At 34.6% G+C, this 16,777-nt stretch carries 19 protein-coding genes and 1 tRNA gene; 9 read left to right on the top strand and 11 right to left on the bottom strand.

The features are described from left to right. Positions 1–137: 137 nt before the first annotated feature. Positions 138–1,325, top strand: coding sequence for an RNA ligase family protein (locus Q0W26_RS08185; RefSeq protein WP_298523816.1), 1,188 nt, complete (start codon positions 138–140; stop codon positions 1,323–1,325). 29 nt (positions 1,326–1,354) lie between these two features. Here Q0W26_RS08185 and Q0W26_RS08180 read toward each other — a convergent pair whose 3' ends face one another. Genes Q0W26_RS08180 through Q0W26_RS08170 form a run of 3 tightly spaced genes read right to left on the bottom strand, consistent with a single transcriptional unit; the run spans position 1,355 to position 3,831 of the window. Beyond that, positions 1,355–2,644, bottom strand: a complete 1,290-nt coding sequence (locus tag Q0W26_RS08180) for a TIGR02710 family CRISPR-associated CARF protein (protein WP_298523814.1) — start codon at positions 2,642–2,644, stop codon at positions 1,355–1,357. 5 nt (positions 2,645–2,649) lie between these two features. Continuing rightward, on the bottom strand, positions 2,650–3,012 hold the full coding sequence (locus Q0W26_RS08175) for a lipopolysaccharide assembly protein LapB (RefSeq protein WP_298523812.1): 363 nt from the start codon (positions 3,010–3,012) through the stop codon (positions 2,650–2,652). A gap of 9 nt (positions 3,013–3,021) precedes the next feature. Next, positions 3,022–3,831 carry a sulfite exporter TauE/SafE family protein gene (locus Q0W26_RS08170; protein ID WP_298523810.1) on the bottom strand — a complete coding sequence of 270 codons (810 nt, stop codon included), beginning with the start codon at positions 3,829–3,831 and terminating at the stop codon, positions 3,022–3,024. A 41-nt stretch (positions 3,832–3,872) separates the two neighbouring features. On the opposite strand from Q0W26_RS08170, the gene Q0W26_RS08165 reads away from it, so the two are divergent. The 3 genes from Q0W26_RS08165 (at position 3,873) to Q0W26_RS08155 (ending at position 8,197) form a co-directional block, all read left to right on the top strand. Continuing rightward, entirely contained in the window at positions 3,873–4,955 is a 1,083-nt protein-coding gene (locus Q0W26_RS08165) for a hypothetical protein (protein WP_298523808.1), read from the top strand. A 4-nt stretch (positions 4,956–4,959) separates the two neighbouring features. Beyond that, positions 4,960–5,835: a DMT family transporter gene (locus tag Q0W26_RS08160; protein ID WP_298523806.1), complete on the top strand. Its 876-nt coding sequence runs from the start codon at positions 4,960–4,962 to the stop codon at positions 5,833–5,835. Positions 5,836–6,304: 469 nt separating this feature from the next. Continuing rightward, positions 6,305–8,197, top strand: a complete 1,893-nt coding sequence (locus Q0W26_RS08155; protein WP_298523804.1) for an MJ1255/VC2487 family glycosyltransferase — start codon at positions 6,305–6,307, stop codon at positions 8,195–8,197. A gap of 66 nt (positions 8,198–8,263) precedes the next feature. On the opposite strand, the gene Q0W26_RS08150 is transcribed toward Q0W26_RS08155, so the two are convergent. The 6 genes from Q0W26_RS08150 to Q0W26_RS08125 form a co-directional block, all read right to left on the bottom strand. Then, positions 8,264–8,539 (bottom strand): hypothetical protein, encoded by a 276-nt coding sequence (locus Q0W26_RS08150; protein ID WP_298523802.1) that lies wholly within the window; start codon positions 8,537–8,539, stop codon positions 8,264–8,266. Between the two features lie 2 nt (positions 8,540–8,541). Further along, entirely contained in the window at positions 8,542–8,826 is a 285-nt protein-coding gene (locus Q0W26_RS08145) for a hypothetical protein (protein WP_298523800.1), read from the bottom strand. Positions 8,827–9,065: 239 nt separating this feature from the next. Next, positions 9,066–9,509 (bottom strand): hypothetical protein, encoded by a 444-nt coding sequence (locus Q0W26_RS08140; RefSeq protein WP_298523798.1) that lies wholly within the window; start codon positions 9,507–9,509, stop codon positions 9,066–9,068. Positions 9,510–9,580: 71 nt separating this feature from the next. Continuing rightward, complete coding sequence (locus Q0W26_RS08135) at positions 9,581–10,552, bottom strand: transcription initiation factor IIB (protein ID WP_298523796.1); 972 nt, start codon at positions 10,550–10,552, stop codon at positions 9,581–9,583. A gap of 5 nt (positions 10,553–10,557) precedes the next feature. Continuing rightward, positions 10,558–10,845: a Gar1/Naf1 family protein gene (locus tag Q0W26_RS08130; protein ID WP_298523794.1), complete on the bottom strand. Its 288-nt coding sequence runs from the start codon at positions 10,843–10,845 to the stop codon at positions 10,558–10,560. A 110-nt stretch (positions 10,846–10,955) separates the two neighbouring features. Next, a complete protein-coding gene (locus Q0W26_RS08125) occupies positions 10,956–11,693 on the bottom strand; it encodes an RraA family protein (RefSeq protein WP_298523792.1) in 738 nt (245 codons plus the stop codon). Between the two features lie 423 nt (positions 11,694–12,116). Here Q0W26_RS08125 and dnaG point away from each other — a divergent pair, with 423 nt between their 5' ends. The 5 genes from dnaG (at position 12,117) to Q0W26_RS08100 (ending at position 15,812) form a co-directional block, all read left to right on the top strand. Continuing rightward, positions 12,117–13,349 (top strand): DNA primase DnaG, encoded by a 1,233-nt coding sequence (gene dnaG / locus Q0W26_RS08120; protein ID WP_298523790.1) that lies wholly within the window; start codon positions 12,117–12,119, stop codon positions 13,347–13,349. Positions 13,350–13,430: 81 nt separating this feature from the next. After that, complete coding sequence (locus Q0W26_RS08115) at positions 13,431–14,036, top strand: biotin transporter BioY (protein WP_342765342.1); 606 nt, start codon at positions 13,431–13,433, stop codon at positions 14,034–14,036. Between the two features lie 42 nt (positions 14,037–14,078). Then, positions 14,079–14,465 carry a DUF1284 domain-containing protein gene (locus Q0W26_RS08110; RefSeq protein WP_298523787.1) on the top strand — a complete coding sequence of 129 codons (387 nt, stop codon included), beginning with the start codon at positions 14,079–14,081 and terminating at the stop codon, positions 14,463–14,465. A 67-nt stretch (positions 14,466–14,532) separates the two neighbouring features. After that, positions 14,533–14,604, top strand: a tRNA-Gln gene (locus tag Q0W26_RS08105). 29 nt (positions 14,605–14,633) lie between these two features. After that, positions 14,634–15,812 carry an ATP-grasp domain-containing protein gene (locus tag Q0W26_RS08100; RefSeq protein ID WP_298523786.1) on the top strand — a complete coding sequence of 393 codons (1,179 nt, stop codon included), beginning with the start codon at positions 14,634–14,636 and terminating at the stop codon, positions 15,810–15,812. On the opposite strand, the gene Q0W26_RS08095 is transcribed toward Q0W26_RS08100, so the two are convergent. Then, on the bottom strand, positions 15,787–15,936 hold the full coding sequence (locus tag Q0W26_RS08095; RefSeq protein ID WP_298523784.1) for a hypothetical protein: 150 nt from the start codon (positions 15,934–15,936) through the stop codon (positions 15,787–15,789). The two genes, Q0W26_RS08100 and Q0W26_RS08095, sit on opposite strands and share 26 nt — an antisense overlap. A gap of 147 nt (positions 15,937–16,083) precedes the next feature. After that, the gene (locus Q0W26_RS08090) at positions 16,084–16,770 is read right to left on the bottom strand and encodes a V-type ATP synthase subunit D (RefSeq protein ID WP_298523782.1); all 687 of its coding nucleotides are present in this window, start codon (positions 16,768–16,770) and stop codon (positions 16,084–16,086) included. Positions 16,771–16,777: the final 7 nt, after the last annotated feature.

Raw genomic sequence — 16,777 nt, 5'->3', positions numbered from 1 at the left:
TTATTTTTTTTAAATCTAATTTTAAATTGACTTTTTTTATAGTTCTTTTTTTCAACCCCCCCCCCAATATGGAAGAATTTCCTATCGAAACATATAACAAAAGATTTGAAGAAATAGTATTAATAGGAGGGAAAATCTTGATAATTGATGGAAAACGTTCCCTGGCGCATGTTGAAAAAGTGGATTGGACTAAGGCAATTGAAGGTTATGACGGCCTGGAACTTATTGGAGTTCTCGGATGGACATGTATTGGCGAAGCGGGGGATTTCAAAGTAGGAGATTTCTGCATATACATTGAAATAGATTCGAAAGTTCCTGAAGAAGAATGGTCTGAGTTTCTGCGTTGCAAAAATTTTGAAATAAAAACAATGAAACTTGAAAAATTAGATGTCATAACACAGGGCATTGTATTGCCTCTTAACATATTTGATTTTGATATCCCTCAAAAAGAACATACAGATGTAACAGAATTGCTTGGAGTCACCTATTCAAATCCTGATGACTACAGATACAAAATAGGAGAAGAATCAGAAAATCAGGAACAAAACGAAATGTTTGAAAGTTCAATCGGAGGATGGTTAATGAAAAGAGGATGGGGAGAAAACATGATGCATTCCTTCTTCGGCAAGACAAAAGACATCCTCAATGATTTGCCAAACAACTTTGGATACATTTCAAAATATAATCAAGAACACTGCGAAAACATGCCTGAGATTTTGAAAGACAAGACTCCTTTTATCCGTACACAAAAATGTGACGGTTCACCAGCCACATATATCCTTGAGAAGGTAAAATCAAGTTTTGGAAGAACCAAATATGATTTTTACATATATTCAGACAACATGCTCGTATTCCACCCTGATAACGAACAGATAATTGATGCTGAAGACATCTACTGGGAAATGGCAGAAGCATATGAGATTGAAGAGAAACTTGAAAGCTACCTTAAAAACACTGAAGAGTGCGACTTTGTATGTTGGCAAGGTGAAATCTGCGGACCGGAAATTGAAGGAAATCCTCAAAAGTTAAGTGAAAACCATTTATTCTGCTTCCACATGATTGATAGCGTGAAAGGATCATTTGATATACGTGAAGCTAAGAAAATCTGGGATGCATTTGATATGGAAAGTGTGCCCATAGAAACAATGACCTATATTCTTCCAGATGATTTTGAAGAATTTAAGCTAACTGCAGACGGAAACTATGCTTCAAGCGTTTGTGAAGGGCAAACAGATTGTGCCCGTGAAGGTTGGGTATACTACAAGACAACAGACCCTAGTTTCAGTTTTAAAAATATCTCCAGAAAGTATCTGTTGAAAAAATAGGAATAACTGAAATATAATTATTCAGTTATTTAAAAAGTATTTAACTTTAATTTTAAATCGAATTTTGCGAATTTAGTTTGTTTCAGGAATTTGTTCATGTCCTTGTCCAAATTTCTAGCCACATCAGTTACGACTTTTAAAAATTCGTCAAAATCATCTTTTGACTTTGATTCAAGACCATGTGCCAAGATGGAATTATTCCTTTTTATGGTAATGTTTCTGATTTTTTTCTCATTATCCACATAATATTTGCCCAAATCATCATTTAACTCATTAAGCAACTGATAATCCTTAACAAGACCTATCCTTATTTTCCCATCTTCTCTTGTTTTTTCCAACTCATCAATGAACTCCTGTGAAACATCACTCTCCAAAAGCACTGAAACATCAACATCCGAACTTTTAATGCCATATGAGGTTAATTTAATTTGAGCTGACAATTCAAGAGCCCTGTATAATCTGGCAATTGCATCGTCATATTTGTATTCCTCAGCCTTGCCTATGGCGTTGTTAATCAGACTTGCAAGAATGTAGCAATTCTTGAGATTTTCAGACCTTGAATTTACAATGGCTCCCAAAGCCTTAAGGTTATTTTTGAGATCTTTTTCAATTTCGATGAATTCAAATTGGTTAATGTCAACCTTCTTTAAATGTTCGTATGCGCTTTCAAAGTCCATATTGTCCCACGCGTAATATGACTTGCACAAATTCAATAATGACGCCTTATGAATATTCAAATCTACTATATAATCTAAGATATCAATGCATGCCATGAACCTTTTGGCATTGAAATTGTATCTTGTTCTCATCAATGCGAATTTGTCATAAATTTTATAGAGATTTTGATAATTGATGAGCTCCGTGCCTGCTGAAACTTCACCCATGGACCTGTCTCCACCTACAGAAATCAAATCCTTAGAGTAGAAAAGACCACAGCAAGCCATTGCAGCAGACATTGTTTTAGTTCCTGAGGTATAATCCATTATAATTTTATATTCCTCTTCTTTTAAATAATCAAAGTCCCATATCTTTGATTCAAAAGCTTCAAAACAGGAATTAAAATCATCAATAGCTTCAATTGGAACAATTTGGTAATCCTCATCCAAAATAAACTCATCACCTTCAAGCCTAAACAGCTCCTCAATATATTCTATTGTGCGTTTGGACTTATCCGATGCAAAAAATACAACCTGATTGGGATAGATTTTATTTATGGTAGAGTATAATTTCTTTGCAAGCAACTTGAATCCGTTTTCATCGGAACTTGAATTGAATCCTGTTCCGACAGTCATGAATAAAATTGTTTCTTTTCGCCTCATGTTATCTATTTAAGTTCATTTAATCTTTTTTTAAATTCATCATTTTTACTGCATGAAGCAATGGCTTTCTTTAAGATTTCCTTTTCGCTACCCTCATCGCCCTGTTTTCTATAGATAGCTGCTATTGCTTCATATGCCTTTACAGAATCCGGCAATGTGAAGATGACCTGATTATATAAATCGATTGCCTTATCAAATTCGCCTTTATTTTCATAGTATTTGGCTTCATTCATCAGATTTGCAATATTCTTTAATTTACTGTCATCTTTTTTAGATTTTGTTTTTCCTTCAATGTTTCTTAATTTGTCAAAGATGTCTGATGCATCATCCGCATCAAAATTTTCACCAACTTTTCTGTCTCCACTCATTTTATCACCTTATGGTAAAACACCCAACATTTTCAATGCAATGTAAAGAACTAAAATAGAAAATACGATTTTTAATTTCTTTTGAGGAACTTTATGCGCCATTTTAGCACCTAAAGATGCCATCGGAACTGAAAAGCAAGAAATTAAAATAAAGTTTATGATACTCACATAACCTATCGAATATGGAAATGTGCTGACTCCCCATCCGGACACTACATATGATAAAAATCCACCGATTGCAGTCAGGCAAATAAATACGGATGAGGTTCCAATTGCTTCAATCAATGAGAATCCTAAAAGTGCAGTTAAAATCACGATTAAGAAGATTCCCCCTCCAATTCCCAAAAGGCCTGATGCAAAACCGACAAAAATACCGATTATTGCAGTTGAAAGCAGATTAAATGGAATTTTAGCATCCTCCCTCTCCTTGTTGATGTCAAGTATATTCTTAAAAACAACAAAAAGCAATAAGCATCCAAAGATTATTTCCAGGATTCCTGAAGGCAAACCTGATGCTACAAATCCGCCGATAACTCCCCCAATTATCCCAAAAACACCTAACCGAATTCCAGGCTTAACAATACCATCCATTGTACGAGTGTGGCGATAAGCTCCACTGAAAGATGTTGGAATGATAATGGCGAGACTGGTGCCCAGAGAGATTAACATTGCCAAATCCGGTTCAACACCAATGTATTTAAGTAAAAAGTATTGCAGAGGAACTATTAAAAATCCGCCCCCTACACCCAAAAGGCCTGATGCAAAACCCGCACAGATACCTATTAAAATCAGACCTATGAAATATTCAATCGGAAACATGGCATCACTTATTTAAGGTATTAATAATTAAACTATTGTTAATGAAACTTAATAAAACTATCATAATTGGATTGATTTGCATTATCTTTGCAGGAGTGATATTTCTAACTGACATGTTCAATCCGATTATAAGGCCAATTACATATTTATTTCTAATGGGATCCTCAAAGGGAAAGGACATAATCTTTTTTGGCCTTTTAGGTTTGTTTTTAATATTATCCCAGATGATCGATAAGGATATCGACACCACAAAATATCTCAAAATCTCAATTGCAGTGGGTTTTGCTTCACTGGTGATGGGCATTATTTTGGAGGTCATCTTCAGGATTCAAATGGGCATAAAACTTAACACTATTTTTGCCTCTATGACTAGCTCAATGAGCACTACAAGCATTTTGCATACTCATCTGTTAAAGTCTATTTTAGGAGCACTTCTAACTCAGATAATGGGACCATTCATTCAAAGTGACATTAACACAGGCGTTGGTCTATATCAGTACCTTCCAAGTTTCAGTTTTTTGGTGATTTTATTAATTCCAATATTATTTGTCACTCTTGTTCTGGCATGCCAAAAACGTCCATGGTTCACTAATCTTCTGATTGCATTTTTCTCAAGCTGCCTGATTATCGGCATCATCGATGGAGGAATGTTTGCAACCCCTTCATATGTTGGAATCCTCGGACTATACCTGGTGTACAGAAACGGATTCTATCTGAATATAATAATCGGAAAAATATTTAATGACGAGACATTACTTGATGAAAATGAGAAAATCCAGCCGGTTTATAGAAATCGTGGCTTCAGCGAGATAAGATACCTGTTCAACCGTTTTGGAATTTACTTTTTGGTAATTTTCGTGATATTTTTACGCTTTACTGTAGCATTTGCGGGAGCCGAAGCGGACTACTACACTGTAGATATCGTCAATCCGACTGGGGAAATTGATTTAGGAAACATAAGCACAGAAGTTATCAATTACAACAACGCAACTCCACATAAACTAACATACCACATAAACCCGGAGTATAATGAAATGAAACTTCTGAATGATTTGAGGGTTCCTCTGAACAATTCCTGCGAGTATTATACAGTTTCATGGAATGCATATTCATATCTGGAATGATATCATGAAAAAAATCTATCTAATTTTGCCGATTCTGGCTGGAATCATGTTCGGATCAAGCGGAATCTTTGTTCGCACATTAACCCAGAATGGAATTGACCAAAGCACACTCCTGTTTTTGAGGTTTTCAATAGCAATCATCCCAATATTGATTGCAATACTCTTAACCGACAAGAACCTCTTCAAAATAGATTTATCGGACATTCCTCTGTTTTTGGTATGTTCACTATGTATCGTCGGACTTAATCTATGCTATAATGAATCGATGAATACTGTGCCATTGTCTCTTGCGGCCGTTTTATTATCACTCGCTCCAATATATGTGCTGGTATTTGCATATGTAATATTCAAAGAAAAGATTACCTCAAAAAAGATTATCTGCATGTTTTTAGCAATCTTCGGATGTCTGCTGATGACAGGAGTTTTGGAGGAAAACCTCTCTTCAACACCACTGTTCGGAATAGTTTCAGGCATTGGAGCAGGGCTCTTCTGGGCAGTTTATCTGATGGCATCGAAAAAATCAATTGAGAGGGGAAATCACACATACACAATACTATTTTATTCAATCATGTTCATTTCAACAGCATTGATTCCATTTACTGATTTTGGTCAAATTTCAACTTTCATATCAATTGACCCCACATTAACAATCCTGTTTTTAGTATTGCACTCCACATTCTCATTTGCCCTTCCTTACATCTTTTCAACATTAAGCCTGAAGCACATTGATTCGGGAGTTTCATCAATACTTCTTTCAGGTGCCGAGCCTTTTGCAGCATTGATATTCGGACTTTTGCTTTACAGTGAAGTTCCAAGCATGATAATGTTTTGCGGCTTCATCATCACAATCATTGCAATGATGATGCTGTCAAGAAAATGACATTGCCCCAACATGAAGAGAGAGGTGCATTTCAAGTGTAAAAGCTTTAAAATTAATCACTTGCAAAATAAAAGTTAATTATAATTATTTTAAAGATTTAAAAAGCATTTAACCTCTAAATGTAAAAACACAATCGTTAATGTCAATAAATCCAAAACATATTGAAAATTTTGATTTACTAGGTATGAATTTCCATACAGTAACTGAAGCGTTAATGTCAAAATTACCAATTGAATATCAAACAGGTATTTCGGATAAATCTGAATGTTATAATAAAGAGTTTTAAAAATTGAAAAATGTGTTCGCAAATATATGCAAAATGAAGAATTTTTCAAAAACTCGAAAATTACATGAAAACATCATGTCTTGGAAAAAAATTTAATTCTAGATAATTGAAAATAATCCTTTAAATTCGAAAATATGGCCTATTTTACAAAAATTTATTTATTTAAAAAATATATTTTTAACTATGATTTTCAGCATTATCATACCTACCTATAATGAAGAGGAATACCTTCCAGTTTTATTGGAAAGCATAAAAAAACAGGATTTTGACGACTACGAAGTAATAGTCGCTGATGCTAACTCCAAAGACCGGACAAGAGAAATTGCTCAAGAATATGGCTGTATAGTGGTTGATGGAGGTCTTCCAGCAGTAGGTAGGAACAAGGGTGCTGAAGTTGCAAAAGGAGAATATTTGCTTTTCCTCGATTCAGATTTGAAGCTTACCGATGATTATTTGAGAGATGTGCTGTATGAATTTCAGATGGAAAAGCTCGGAATAGCCATTACCCAAATGCTTCCGATGTCCAATAAGATTGAAGACAAGCTGTTCCATGATTTTGCAAATAATTTCATGGTAAGCGTTGAAAAGATAAAGCCCCATGGTGCCGGGTGTTATGGGATAATTGCAAGAAAGGAACTTCACGATGAATGCGGAGGATTTGACGAATCCCTGACATTTGGTGAAGATACTGATTACATTGAAAGATTGGCTAAAAAGGAACCTTTCAGAGTGCTTAGAAATGCAAAAATCGAAGTTTCAACCAGAAGGCTCGAAGAAGAAGGTATCACAACTTTGATTCAGCAATACGGAAAAAGTACAGTTAACGACTTTTTAGGAAAAAGGACTGATGCCAGCGAACTTAATTATAACTTTGATCATGGAAGGGAAAGGCTTTCAAGTTCAAGATTTGAAAAACTGGAAAAAAGGGCAGAGCAGATTAATGAAATTAAATCGACATATGACGAGTCCCTCAGCAGAATCAGAAATACCCAGAAACAGATTAAAACAATGCATCGAAAAAGAAGAAAAAAAGTGGTCTTCTATTGTGTTTGCGGTGAAGGAATGGGCCATGCAATAAGAACAGGAGTCATTGTTGATAGAATCAAGGACAAATACGACGTTTATCTTTTTTCAAGCGACAGAGCATATGAATATTTGAAATCCAAATTTGATAATGTCTATGAAATAGGTGGATTTAACACTGTCTACATCAACAACAAAGTAAATGACCTTAAAACATTATCCGATGCACTTAAAAGAAATCCGACCAACATCAAAGTAGGCTATGAGAATTTATATAAAAAAGCGACACATCTGCATCCTGATGTCATCGTGACTGATTTTGAGATATATGCCACAGTCGTGTCCAAACTCAGAAACATTCCTCTTATCAGTCTAGACAATATCCACATGATTACACAAACAAAAATTGACTATCCTAAACATCATATTGGAGAAATGCTTAAAGCAAAAGGAGTCATCAAAACATATGTGGTCAATCCCAAGATCCACATCCTAACCAGCTTCTTTTATCCAAAAATTAAACCTAGAAAACATGCTGTCCTCTATCCCCCAATCATCCGTGAGGACATCTTAAAGTTAGAGCCTAAAGAAGGAAACCACATTATCGTTTACCAAACAAGCCGTGAAAGTGAAAAACTTGTTAAAAGGCTTAAAGCAGTTAAAGATGAACAGTTCATTGTATATGGATTCAACAAGGATGAAACTGATGGAAATTTAACCTACAAATCATTTAATGAAGATGAATTTTATGAAGATCTTGCCTCTTCCAAAGCAGTTATCTGCAATGGAGGATTCACATTCATTTCAGAAGCAATTCATCTCAAAAAACCGATTTATTCCGTTCCTGCAATCGGAAACTTTGAACAGACATTAAATGGATTTTACGTGCAGAAATTAGGTTATGGAGAATACCATGAAGTGATGAGTGCAAAAAGAGTAGCTAACTTCTTGAAAAGACTTCCAAAATATCAAAAAAGACTTGCAAAAGTTAAAAAGACCAATAATGACGGAATTGTGCGTGAGTTAATTTATAGAATTGAGAAATACTCCTAAAGTTAAAAAAAGAATGAAATATGGAATGCAAAAAACATATGCACTCCTTATGCTTGACAGTTAAAATCAGGGAATTACTCCGAAAGCTTCAAGCATGGACTGTAAACCTAAAATAATAATGGCCACTCCGCCGATGATTTCAATGTAATCAGCATATTTAATAGCAATTTTGGTTCCGTATGTTCCAATTAAAAGCCATATGATAACCGCTATAATACTTAATCCACCTAAAATAAATGGATCGACATGAGCTACAGCACCTTGTGATGCTAAAATAAGGTTTTCAATGTTTCCAAAAATAAGCAATCCAGTAAACGGGACGTACTCTTTTAAATCGACCATACTTATGCACTTCCTTTTGATCTGATATTTTTTACAGCTTCATAAACTGCTTGAATACCTAATATGAATATTGCAAGTCCACCGATAAAATTGATGGCGTTTGAATATTGCATTGCGGCATCAGTCAAAATTGTACCTAATACCAGCCAGATTATTACAACAAGTATGCTTAAACCACCTAATACCTTAGGATTAACTCCTTGTACAACACCTTGTGATGAAAGAATTAGGTTTTCAATATTTCCAAAAATTATTAGCCCCATAAAAGGCAAGTATTGTTCTAACATGATAATTTCTCCATAGTTAATTATAGTTTATTGAAAATGATATTTAACAATTATGCACTATTTTAAAAAAAAATGTGAAATACTATAAAAAATTCAATTCAGAAAAAATATAAAATAAGGAATTTTAAAACCCCTCAATGAAATTTATGCTATACTCCTAAGACAAGATATGCATTCTAATAGTAATCAAAGACATAAATTAAAAAAAAATGAACCTCTGAGGATTCATTCTAAAAAAGCTATGATTTGTACCATACATCCGCTTTGTAGGGAGTGTAACCATTAATCAAATTGGTTCTTATGTGGCTGCTGCCTTTGCTTGAAACAGTTTTAGTTTTAACTTTGCCGTTCTTGTTTTTAAAGTAGAATTTTACCTTTACAAGCTTTGTGAAATGAGGTTCCAAATCACCATTCAAACCGTTTCCGACATACCAGCAAGTGACACCTGTTCCCTTGTCAAACTGCATGTTTCCCTTATATTCAACATACCCCGCAATGGCATCACCATTCTTTAATTTCAAAGCTTTTGGCGCCCATGAAACGCCAGGTTTGAAATTGTTAATTTTGATGGTGGATTTTGAGGTTTTAGCCGCAGCGGTTGGTTGTGCTGAAACTGCACAGATGACGCATAATGCAGCAATGAAAATCAACAATATCAATATGTGTTTTTTGTTAAACTTCATAATATCACAAGCAAAAAAATAAAAAAAGAATGATTAATCAAGTTATCCTCAATTAATCAAAAGGGACATAACTATAAGGTTACACCCATTTCCAATTGTTCTGTTAATTCTTTGTACCTGTTACGAATAGTAACTTCAGTTACACCTGCAATATCTGCTACATCCCTTTGTGTTTTTCTCTCACCAAGTAAAACGGATGCAATGTATAAAGCAGCTGCAGCTACACCGGTAGGGCCTCTTCCTGAAGTCAATCCTTTTTCCATTGCCTTTTCGATAATTTCAATAGCTTTGGATTGTGCTTCACCGGATAATCCCAATTCAGATGCAAATCTAGGAACATAATCCACCGGAGAAGTTGGCGGCAGTTTAATATTCAATTCACGGGTCAGGAACCTGTAAGTACGACCTACTTCTTTTTTAGTAACTCTTGATACTTCAGCAATTTCATCCAAAGTACGTGGTACGTTACAACGTCTGCATGCAGCATATAATGAAGCTGCCACTACTCCCTCAATACTTCTTCCCCTAATCAGCTTATTGTCAACAGCACTTCTGTATACTACAGATGCAGCTTCCCTAACTGATCTTGGAAGACCTAATCTTGAGGAGTCACGGTCAAGTTCACTTAATGCAAATGCAAGATTTCTTTCAGTAGCACCGGAAATCCTGATTTTCCTTTGCCATTTTCTTAATCTGTACCATTGAGCTCTGTTTCTTGCAGGAATATCACGACCATAGATATCTTTGTTTCTCCAATCAATCATTGTACTTAAACCTTTATCGTGAATGGTGTAAGTAATTGGAGCTCCTACTCTTGTACGTTTATCTCTTTGTTCATGGTCAAATGCCCTCCATTCAGGACCCATATCAACAAGATTTTCGTCAATGACTAATCCGCAACGAGCACATACAACTTCTGCCCTTTCATAGTCACCGATTAATTCAGTAGAACCACATTCAGGACATACGGTTTGTTTATCTTGCGCATAATTATCTTCGGGAGTTTCAACTTGTCTTGTTCTTCTACGTCCTCTTCTTGGCATTTCGTCTACTTTTTGTGTCGTGTTCTCATCCTCCTTTTTCTAGACTTTTTGGATTTTGGTTTCGATACAAACAGTTTTTCACCACAATTTTTTACAATTTCATTCCTATTTGCAGATTTGAATAGGCGAATAGAAATGTAGGGCTTTTTTGTGGGCCCAAATACATAGCCGACCTTACCTATCTTATTCTTTTTGCTATCAAAAACTATTGCACCTGGTGAAGGTGTCTTGTCAGATCGTGCTATCAATTTTCCAGAGTTTGCTATATGCAAACTGTTTCCTAAAAATTTCATAAAATCAAACTTAAAATCAAATCTGTATCATTTATATAATTAGACATATGTCATATATAAACCTATCGATATATTTATATATAAATATTGATGTCCATATAAATGTTTTTCTATCTGAGCCCGACTATTTCAGCCAATGTTTTACCACCATTTATATCCTGGATAATACCTGCCTCCTTTATCTTTACGGCAAGTGCGGCTTCGATAGTTTTTGCAAAAAGGGACTGAGGAATCACAACAATTCCTGATTCATCTGCAAGCAAAAAGTCTCCTGAATTGATATCAACACCTTCAACTGAAATTGTCTCACCCAAAGTGCCCAGACCTAAAGCAGATCCAGCATTCGGACAAAAATTGCTTGCAAATACCGGAAAGTCCATATATAAAAGAGCATCCAAATCACGTGCAGAACCGTAAATGACAGTTGCCTTTATGCCGTTATCCCTTGCACAGCTTGAGGCAAGTTCACCCCAAATGGCCTTGTCTTCACTGTCAACCTTGAAAAAAAGAATATCTCCTTCATCTGCAGCATCAATTGCCAATGCTGAAGTCCCCCAGTCATCACTTGTGGTTTCGGCAGTGAATATTCTGCCCCAAACCTTATGATTGTTGATCGGTTTTATGGATTGTATTGTGCCGGACCTTGAGGAGATTGAATTGTATGCATCGCTGAGCTGACATGCGGAAATCTCATCGAGAAGAGAAATTAAATTAATATGCTTAGTGTAATTTTTACCATTGAATTTTAAATCTGTGATATCAACACCATCTAAATTAATTTTATCAACATCAACACGTTTATTTAAATTTTTATTCTTATTTAAAACATTTTTTGGATTTATTGACATGCGTTCACCAAATTTTCTTAACTTGTATAGTAGTTTGTAGTACCTTCCTAAAATATATAACAGATTTTATATATTAGTTCAACTAAAGTTAATAATTAGAAGTATTTGAAAATACTTAACATATCATTTATATGCTCAATAGAGTTATTACATTATTCTTATTACATTATTACTAATCTAATCAAAAGACAGGAGAAAAATCAAATATTGATGAATTTGACAGTTAAGAAGTTTATAAATCTAAAATTAAACCATTAATTAGAAAATATTAGTAAACCTTAATGGAAGAATCTCCTGCAAATGTATTGACTCTTTTTTTAGTGTATAAAAGATAAAAAAATAATAAGTTTATCGTATAATTTATGCACATTCACTTAGATATTACATAAATTATCCCGATTAATAAGCTAAGGAGGCTTAAAAATGGGAAAAGGTGAAGAATTAACAACAACAAAATATTTAATCCATGCTCAGATTACAGCTAATGGAATTGTTGAAAAACCGGATGTTGTCGGTGCAGTTTTCGGACAAACTGAAGGTTTGCTCAGTAATGATTTAGACTTAAGAGAGCTTCAAAGAACTGGAAGAATTGGTAGAATTCAAGTTAACATCCATTCCAATAGTGGAAGAGCTAAAGGCGAAATTGTAATTCCATCCAGTTTAGACAGAGTTGAAACCGCCATACTCGCAGCATCTCTCGAAACAATTAATCGTGTTGGACCTTGCGAAGCTGAAATTCAAACTTTAAAAGTAGAAGACGTAAGAGCTGTCAAAAGAGAACAAGTGGTTAACCGTGCAAAAGAAATCTATAAAAACATGGTTGAAAGCGTTGGTCCTGCAAGTATGAAAATGATTGAAGAAGTCAGAGAAGCCATGAGAGTGCATGAAATCTCTGAATATGGTGATGATCGATTGCCTGCCGGCCCTAGCATCCACACATCCGATGCGATTATTGTAGTGGAAGGACGTAGCGATGTTTTAAACTTACTCAAATACGGAATCAAAAATACCGTAGCGGTTGAAGGAGTAAGCGTTCCAAAATCCATTGGTGAGTTAAGTAAAAAAAGAACCACCACTGCATTCGTTGACGGTGACAGAGGAGGAGAATTAATCCTAAAAGAACTCCTGCAAATCGGTGACGTTGACTACATTACCCGTGCTCCAAAAGGAAAAGAAGTTGAAGATCTGGAAAAAGACGAAGTACTCATTGCTCTTAGAGACAAAGTTCCTACAGCACAGTTTTTAGCAACCAACAATATCTTCAATGAAAACAGCAAAAGAGACCACAGAAGACAAGACAGACGCCACAAAAAACAACACCAAAAGTTCTCCAAACGTGAACGTGTTGTTGAAGAACCTGTAATCGAAGACGACGAAGTAACCTTAATGAAAGACATGCTTAAGGAATTCGAAGGCACAGGCAGTGGAGCAATCTTAGATGAAGCATTGAACATGACCAAAGAGGTTGAAGTGGAAGAAATCTATGAGGAAATCAAAAACATAGACGGAACCGCTGACGCTGTTATCTTTGATGGTGTGATCAGTCAAAGACTTGTTGATGTTGCTTCTGAAAAAGGAATCAAAAAACTGGTTGCATTTAACTCTGTAAACATTGTTAAAAAACCAAACAACATTCAATTAATTACAATTGACTAATGGGAATTTACCATTCTCATTCAAATTTTTTTTTATTTGAAAAAAATAATATAATCAGAAATTGGAGGGAAAAAGATGAATATCGATATAGATAATTATTACAGTACTAGAAAAAACGTTTTTGAAAGAATACAAGATGCTAGTACTGCAACTAAGTTACTTATGTCATTAATGATGGCATGCATTACTGGTATAATGGCTCAAATCATTATTCCACTCCCATGGACTCCAGTTCCTATAACTGCTCAAACATTTGCAGTATTATGTTCTGGTTTATTTTTAGGTAAAAAATATGGTTGTTTAAGCCAAATCCTATATATCGTTCTTGGAATCGCATTCGTTCCTTGGTTTGGAGGAATGACCGGTGGATTAGACATATTCCTTGGATCCACATGCGGATTTTTCATAGGATTTGTTATTGCATCTTACTTCGTAGGATTGATTACTGAAAAATATGCAAAAGCACGTAACTTTACAAAAATGGCAGTCGTTATTGGAATTGCAAACTTCGCATTGATTTACATTCCAGGATTGGCCGGTCTTGCATTATGGTCTATTGCTACCCAAGGAACCGCTTTAAGTGTTGTTGACTTACTGATGATGGGTCTTGTACCATTTATCGCAGGAGACATTGTAAAAATATTAGGTGCAGCTTCAGTATCCAAAGTATTTTTACCAAAAGACTAAAGGTTTTAAAACCTTTCTTTTTTTATTATTTTTTGATTCAACATGAAACTTGTTTTAAGAGGACATCACCTATTATGCCTTAAGGGCTTTCAGGGTTACGGCTATGATGAAGCGTTTGTCAGAAATATGGTTGACATTAACGCCAAAAGAAAGCTCGACACGACTACAGTAACACTCACCAACTCTGCAGATGACATTTGCAAAGCATGCCCAAATTTAAATGAAGGAATTTGCGAAAATGAAGACCAAAATAAAAGAATTGTAGGGATGGATGAGGAAGTCTTAAAAAAATTAGACATCACCGAAGAACAGAATGCAATCGAATTATTCAAAAAAGTCGATTTGATTTTCAATACAAAAGAAAGTGTTTGTGAAATTTGCTCCAATTGCATGTGGCATGAAAAATGCTTATTTTATCGAAAATTATAATATTGCCGATAGGTTTAAATACTACATGATAAAGATATATTATTGTTGTACATTTGCAACAAATAATAGTCCCGTAGGGTAGTGGTAATCCTTCTAGGCTTTGGACCCGGAGACGGCGGTTCGACTCCGCTCGGGACTATTAAAAATAACTATTTTTATTGATATTTTATGGAAAAGCTATTACTTATTGGAATTGATACAAGAAGTATGCTTAATAGTGCATTAAAGCTAGATTACGAAATTTACTCTTCAAGTTATTTTTCAACTTTAGACACTCCCAAAATTAAAAATCAGAAAATCATCCTAAATGAAATTGAAGATGAAAGCTGCGGAAGTTTCGAAGATCAGTTCAACAGCAAACACCTTTTAGAGATATCAGAAGAGTATCTTGATGAAGTTGATTATATCATACCTATCAGCGGCGTTTCACCATCAGATTTTTCAAAAGAACATCAAAAAAAGATTTTAGGGACTGTTAATGTCAAGGCCATCGAGAACAAATACAGATTTTATGAAAAAATCAAGGACAAATTTTTAACTCCAATGACTTTTCATGTGGATATGGATGAAGCTTTGGAAATTAATGAAAATCATGAAGACATTCAATTTATTTTAAAACCTCTTCAAGGAAGTGGAGGTTATGACATAAATCTTTTAAATAATGATTCAGATATCCAATTTAATGATGGCGAATACATGTTGCAGGAATATGTCAGGGGAATCAATGTAAGCTCATCACTGCTTTCGAGCAAAACCGATGCAAAGACAATCATCAACACAAGACTGCTGTGCGAAAATGACTTCGGCATTGATGACAGTTTCATATATATCGGAAACATCCTGCCATTGACTTGCGAATCCATAATGGAGGATGTCAATGACGTGGACGATATAAATAAACAGATGAATGAAACTTCCGAGAAGTTAGCCCATAAATTTAATTTAGTCGGATCCAACGGTGTTGACTATATCCTGAATGAAAATGGACTGTATGTTATTGAAATTAATCCAAGAATTCAGGGAACATTCGAATGTGTAGAAAAATCATTAGACATTAACATGCTGGATGCACATATCAGGGCATGCAACGGAGAAATTATAGACATTCCAAAACCTAAATATTATGCATATAAAAAAATCATCTATTCACCGACAAGAATGAAATACGAAAAAATTGATTTGGACAATATTTATGACCTTCCACACATAGGATCAATTACCGAAAAATCAGAGCCATTGCTTACAATTATCGACAAAGATGTGAATTTTGAAAAATTATACGAAAAAGTAGAATTAGCCAGTGAAAAAGTAAATGACGAGGCTAAAAAACACCAACTAGATGAATGATAAATAATATTACTCCAATTGTTATCATAAAAGTAGTTGCAATCATTGCATAAGTAATCCACATGAATACTCTTGCCTTATTATCTGGGTCTTTCATAAATTGGTCAATTGGATTTCTTCTCATTTTAACACCGATTTTGAAATATTTCTAGTAAAAAAAATTTTTACAGTAACTTTTTAAAAAATCTTAATTTTAAAAATAATTAATTTATAACTTTCTAATTAAAAAAATAATAAAAAATAGAAGAAAATAAAAAGATATGAGAAAAATTTAAGCTTCAGCATTTTCAGCTTCTGCAGCAGCCGCAGCCGCTTTTTCATTTTTCTCTATAGTTGATCTAATCATTTTCAATCTAACAAAGTTTTCCCTTTCCATTTCTTGGAGTCTCATATCAATATACTTTTCAGTATTTTGGAATCTTGGAATCATAATATGTTCCAAAGCATTTACTCTACGTTTAGTAGCTTCGATTTCTTCAGCGAGCAGATAAATAGTTTTTTCTACTTCACCCAGTTCGATTAAGTACTTAATAGATTCCTCATATTTTTTAGCAGCTTCGTCTAATTGAATAGTTGTATCTGAAAATCCGTAACCCCTATCAATAATGGACCTTTCAGCCATTTTGACATCAGTCACAGGTACTGCTACACCCATAACGCTTCTTGAAGTAATCTCAACATCAACAGATTCCTTTACAGATAATGCTGCTTTTCTAACAGCCAAATCACCCATTGCAATTTGAGCTTCAAGTAAAGCATCGTTCGCTTCTTTTAGACTTAATTCTGCGTTTTCACGAATACCTTTGACACGATCCAAGATATCAAAAAACTCTTTAATTAAAGCGTCCCTTTTCTCTTTGAGTAAACCGTGACCTTTTACAGCCAGTTTAGTCCTGTTTTTAAGAGACAATAATTCCATACGAGTTGGATTAATTCCATCTATAATATCTTGTGCCATTTAATCA

The sequence above is a fragment of the uncultured Methanobrevibacter sp. genome, from assembly GCF_947169325.1.
Lineage (GTDB): Archaea > Methanobacteriota > Methanobacteria > Methanobacteriales > Methanobacteriaceae > Methanocatella.
The sequence above is the reverse complement of the archived record's forward strand: the minus strand, read 5'-3'. Positions and strand labels throughout refer to the sequence as shown.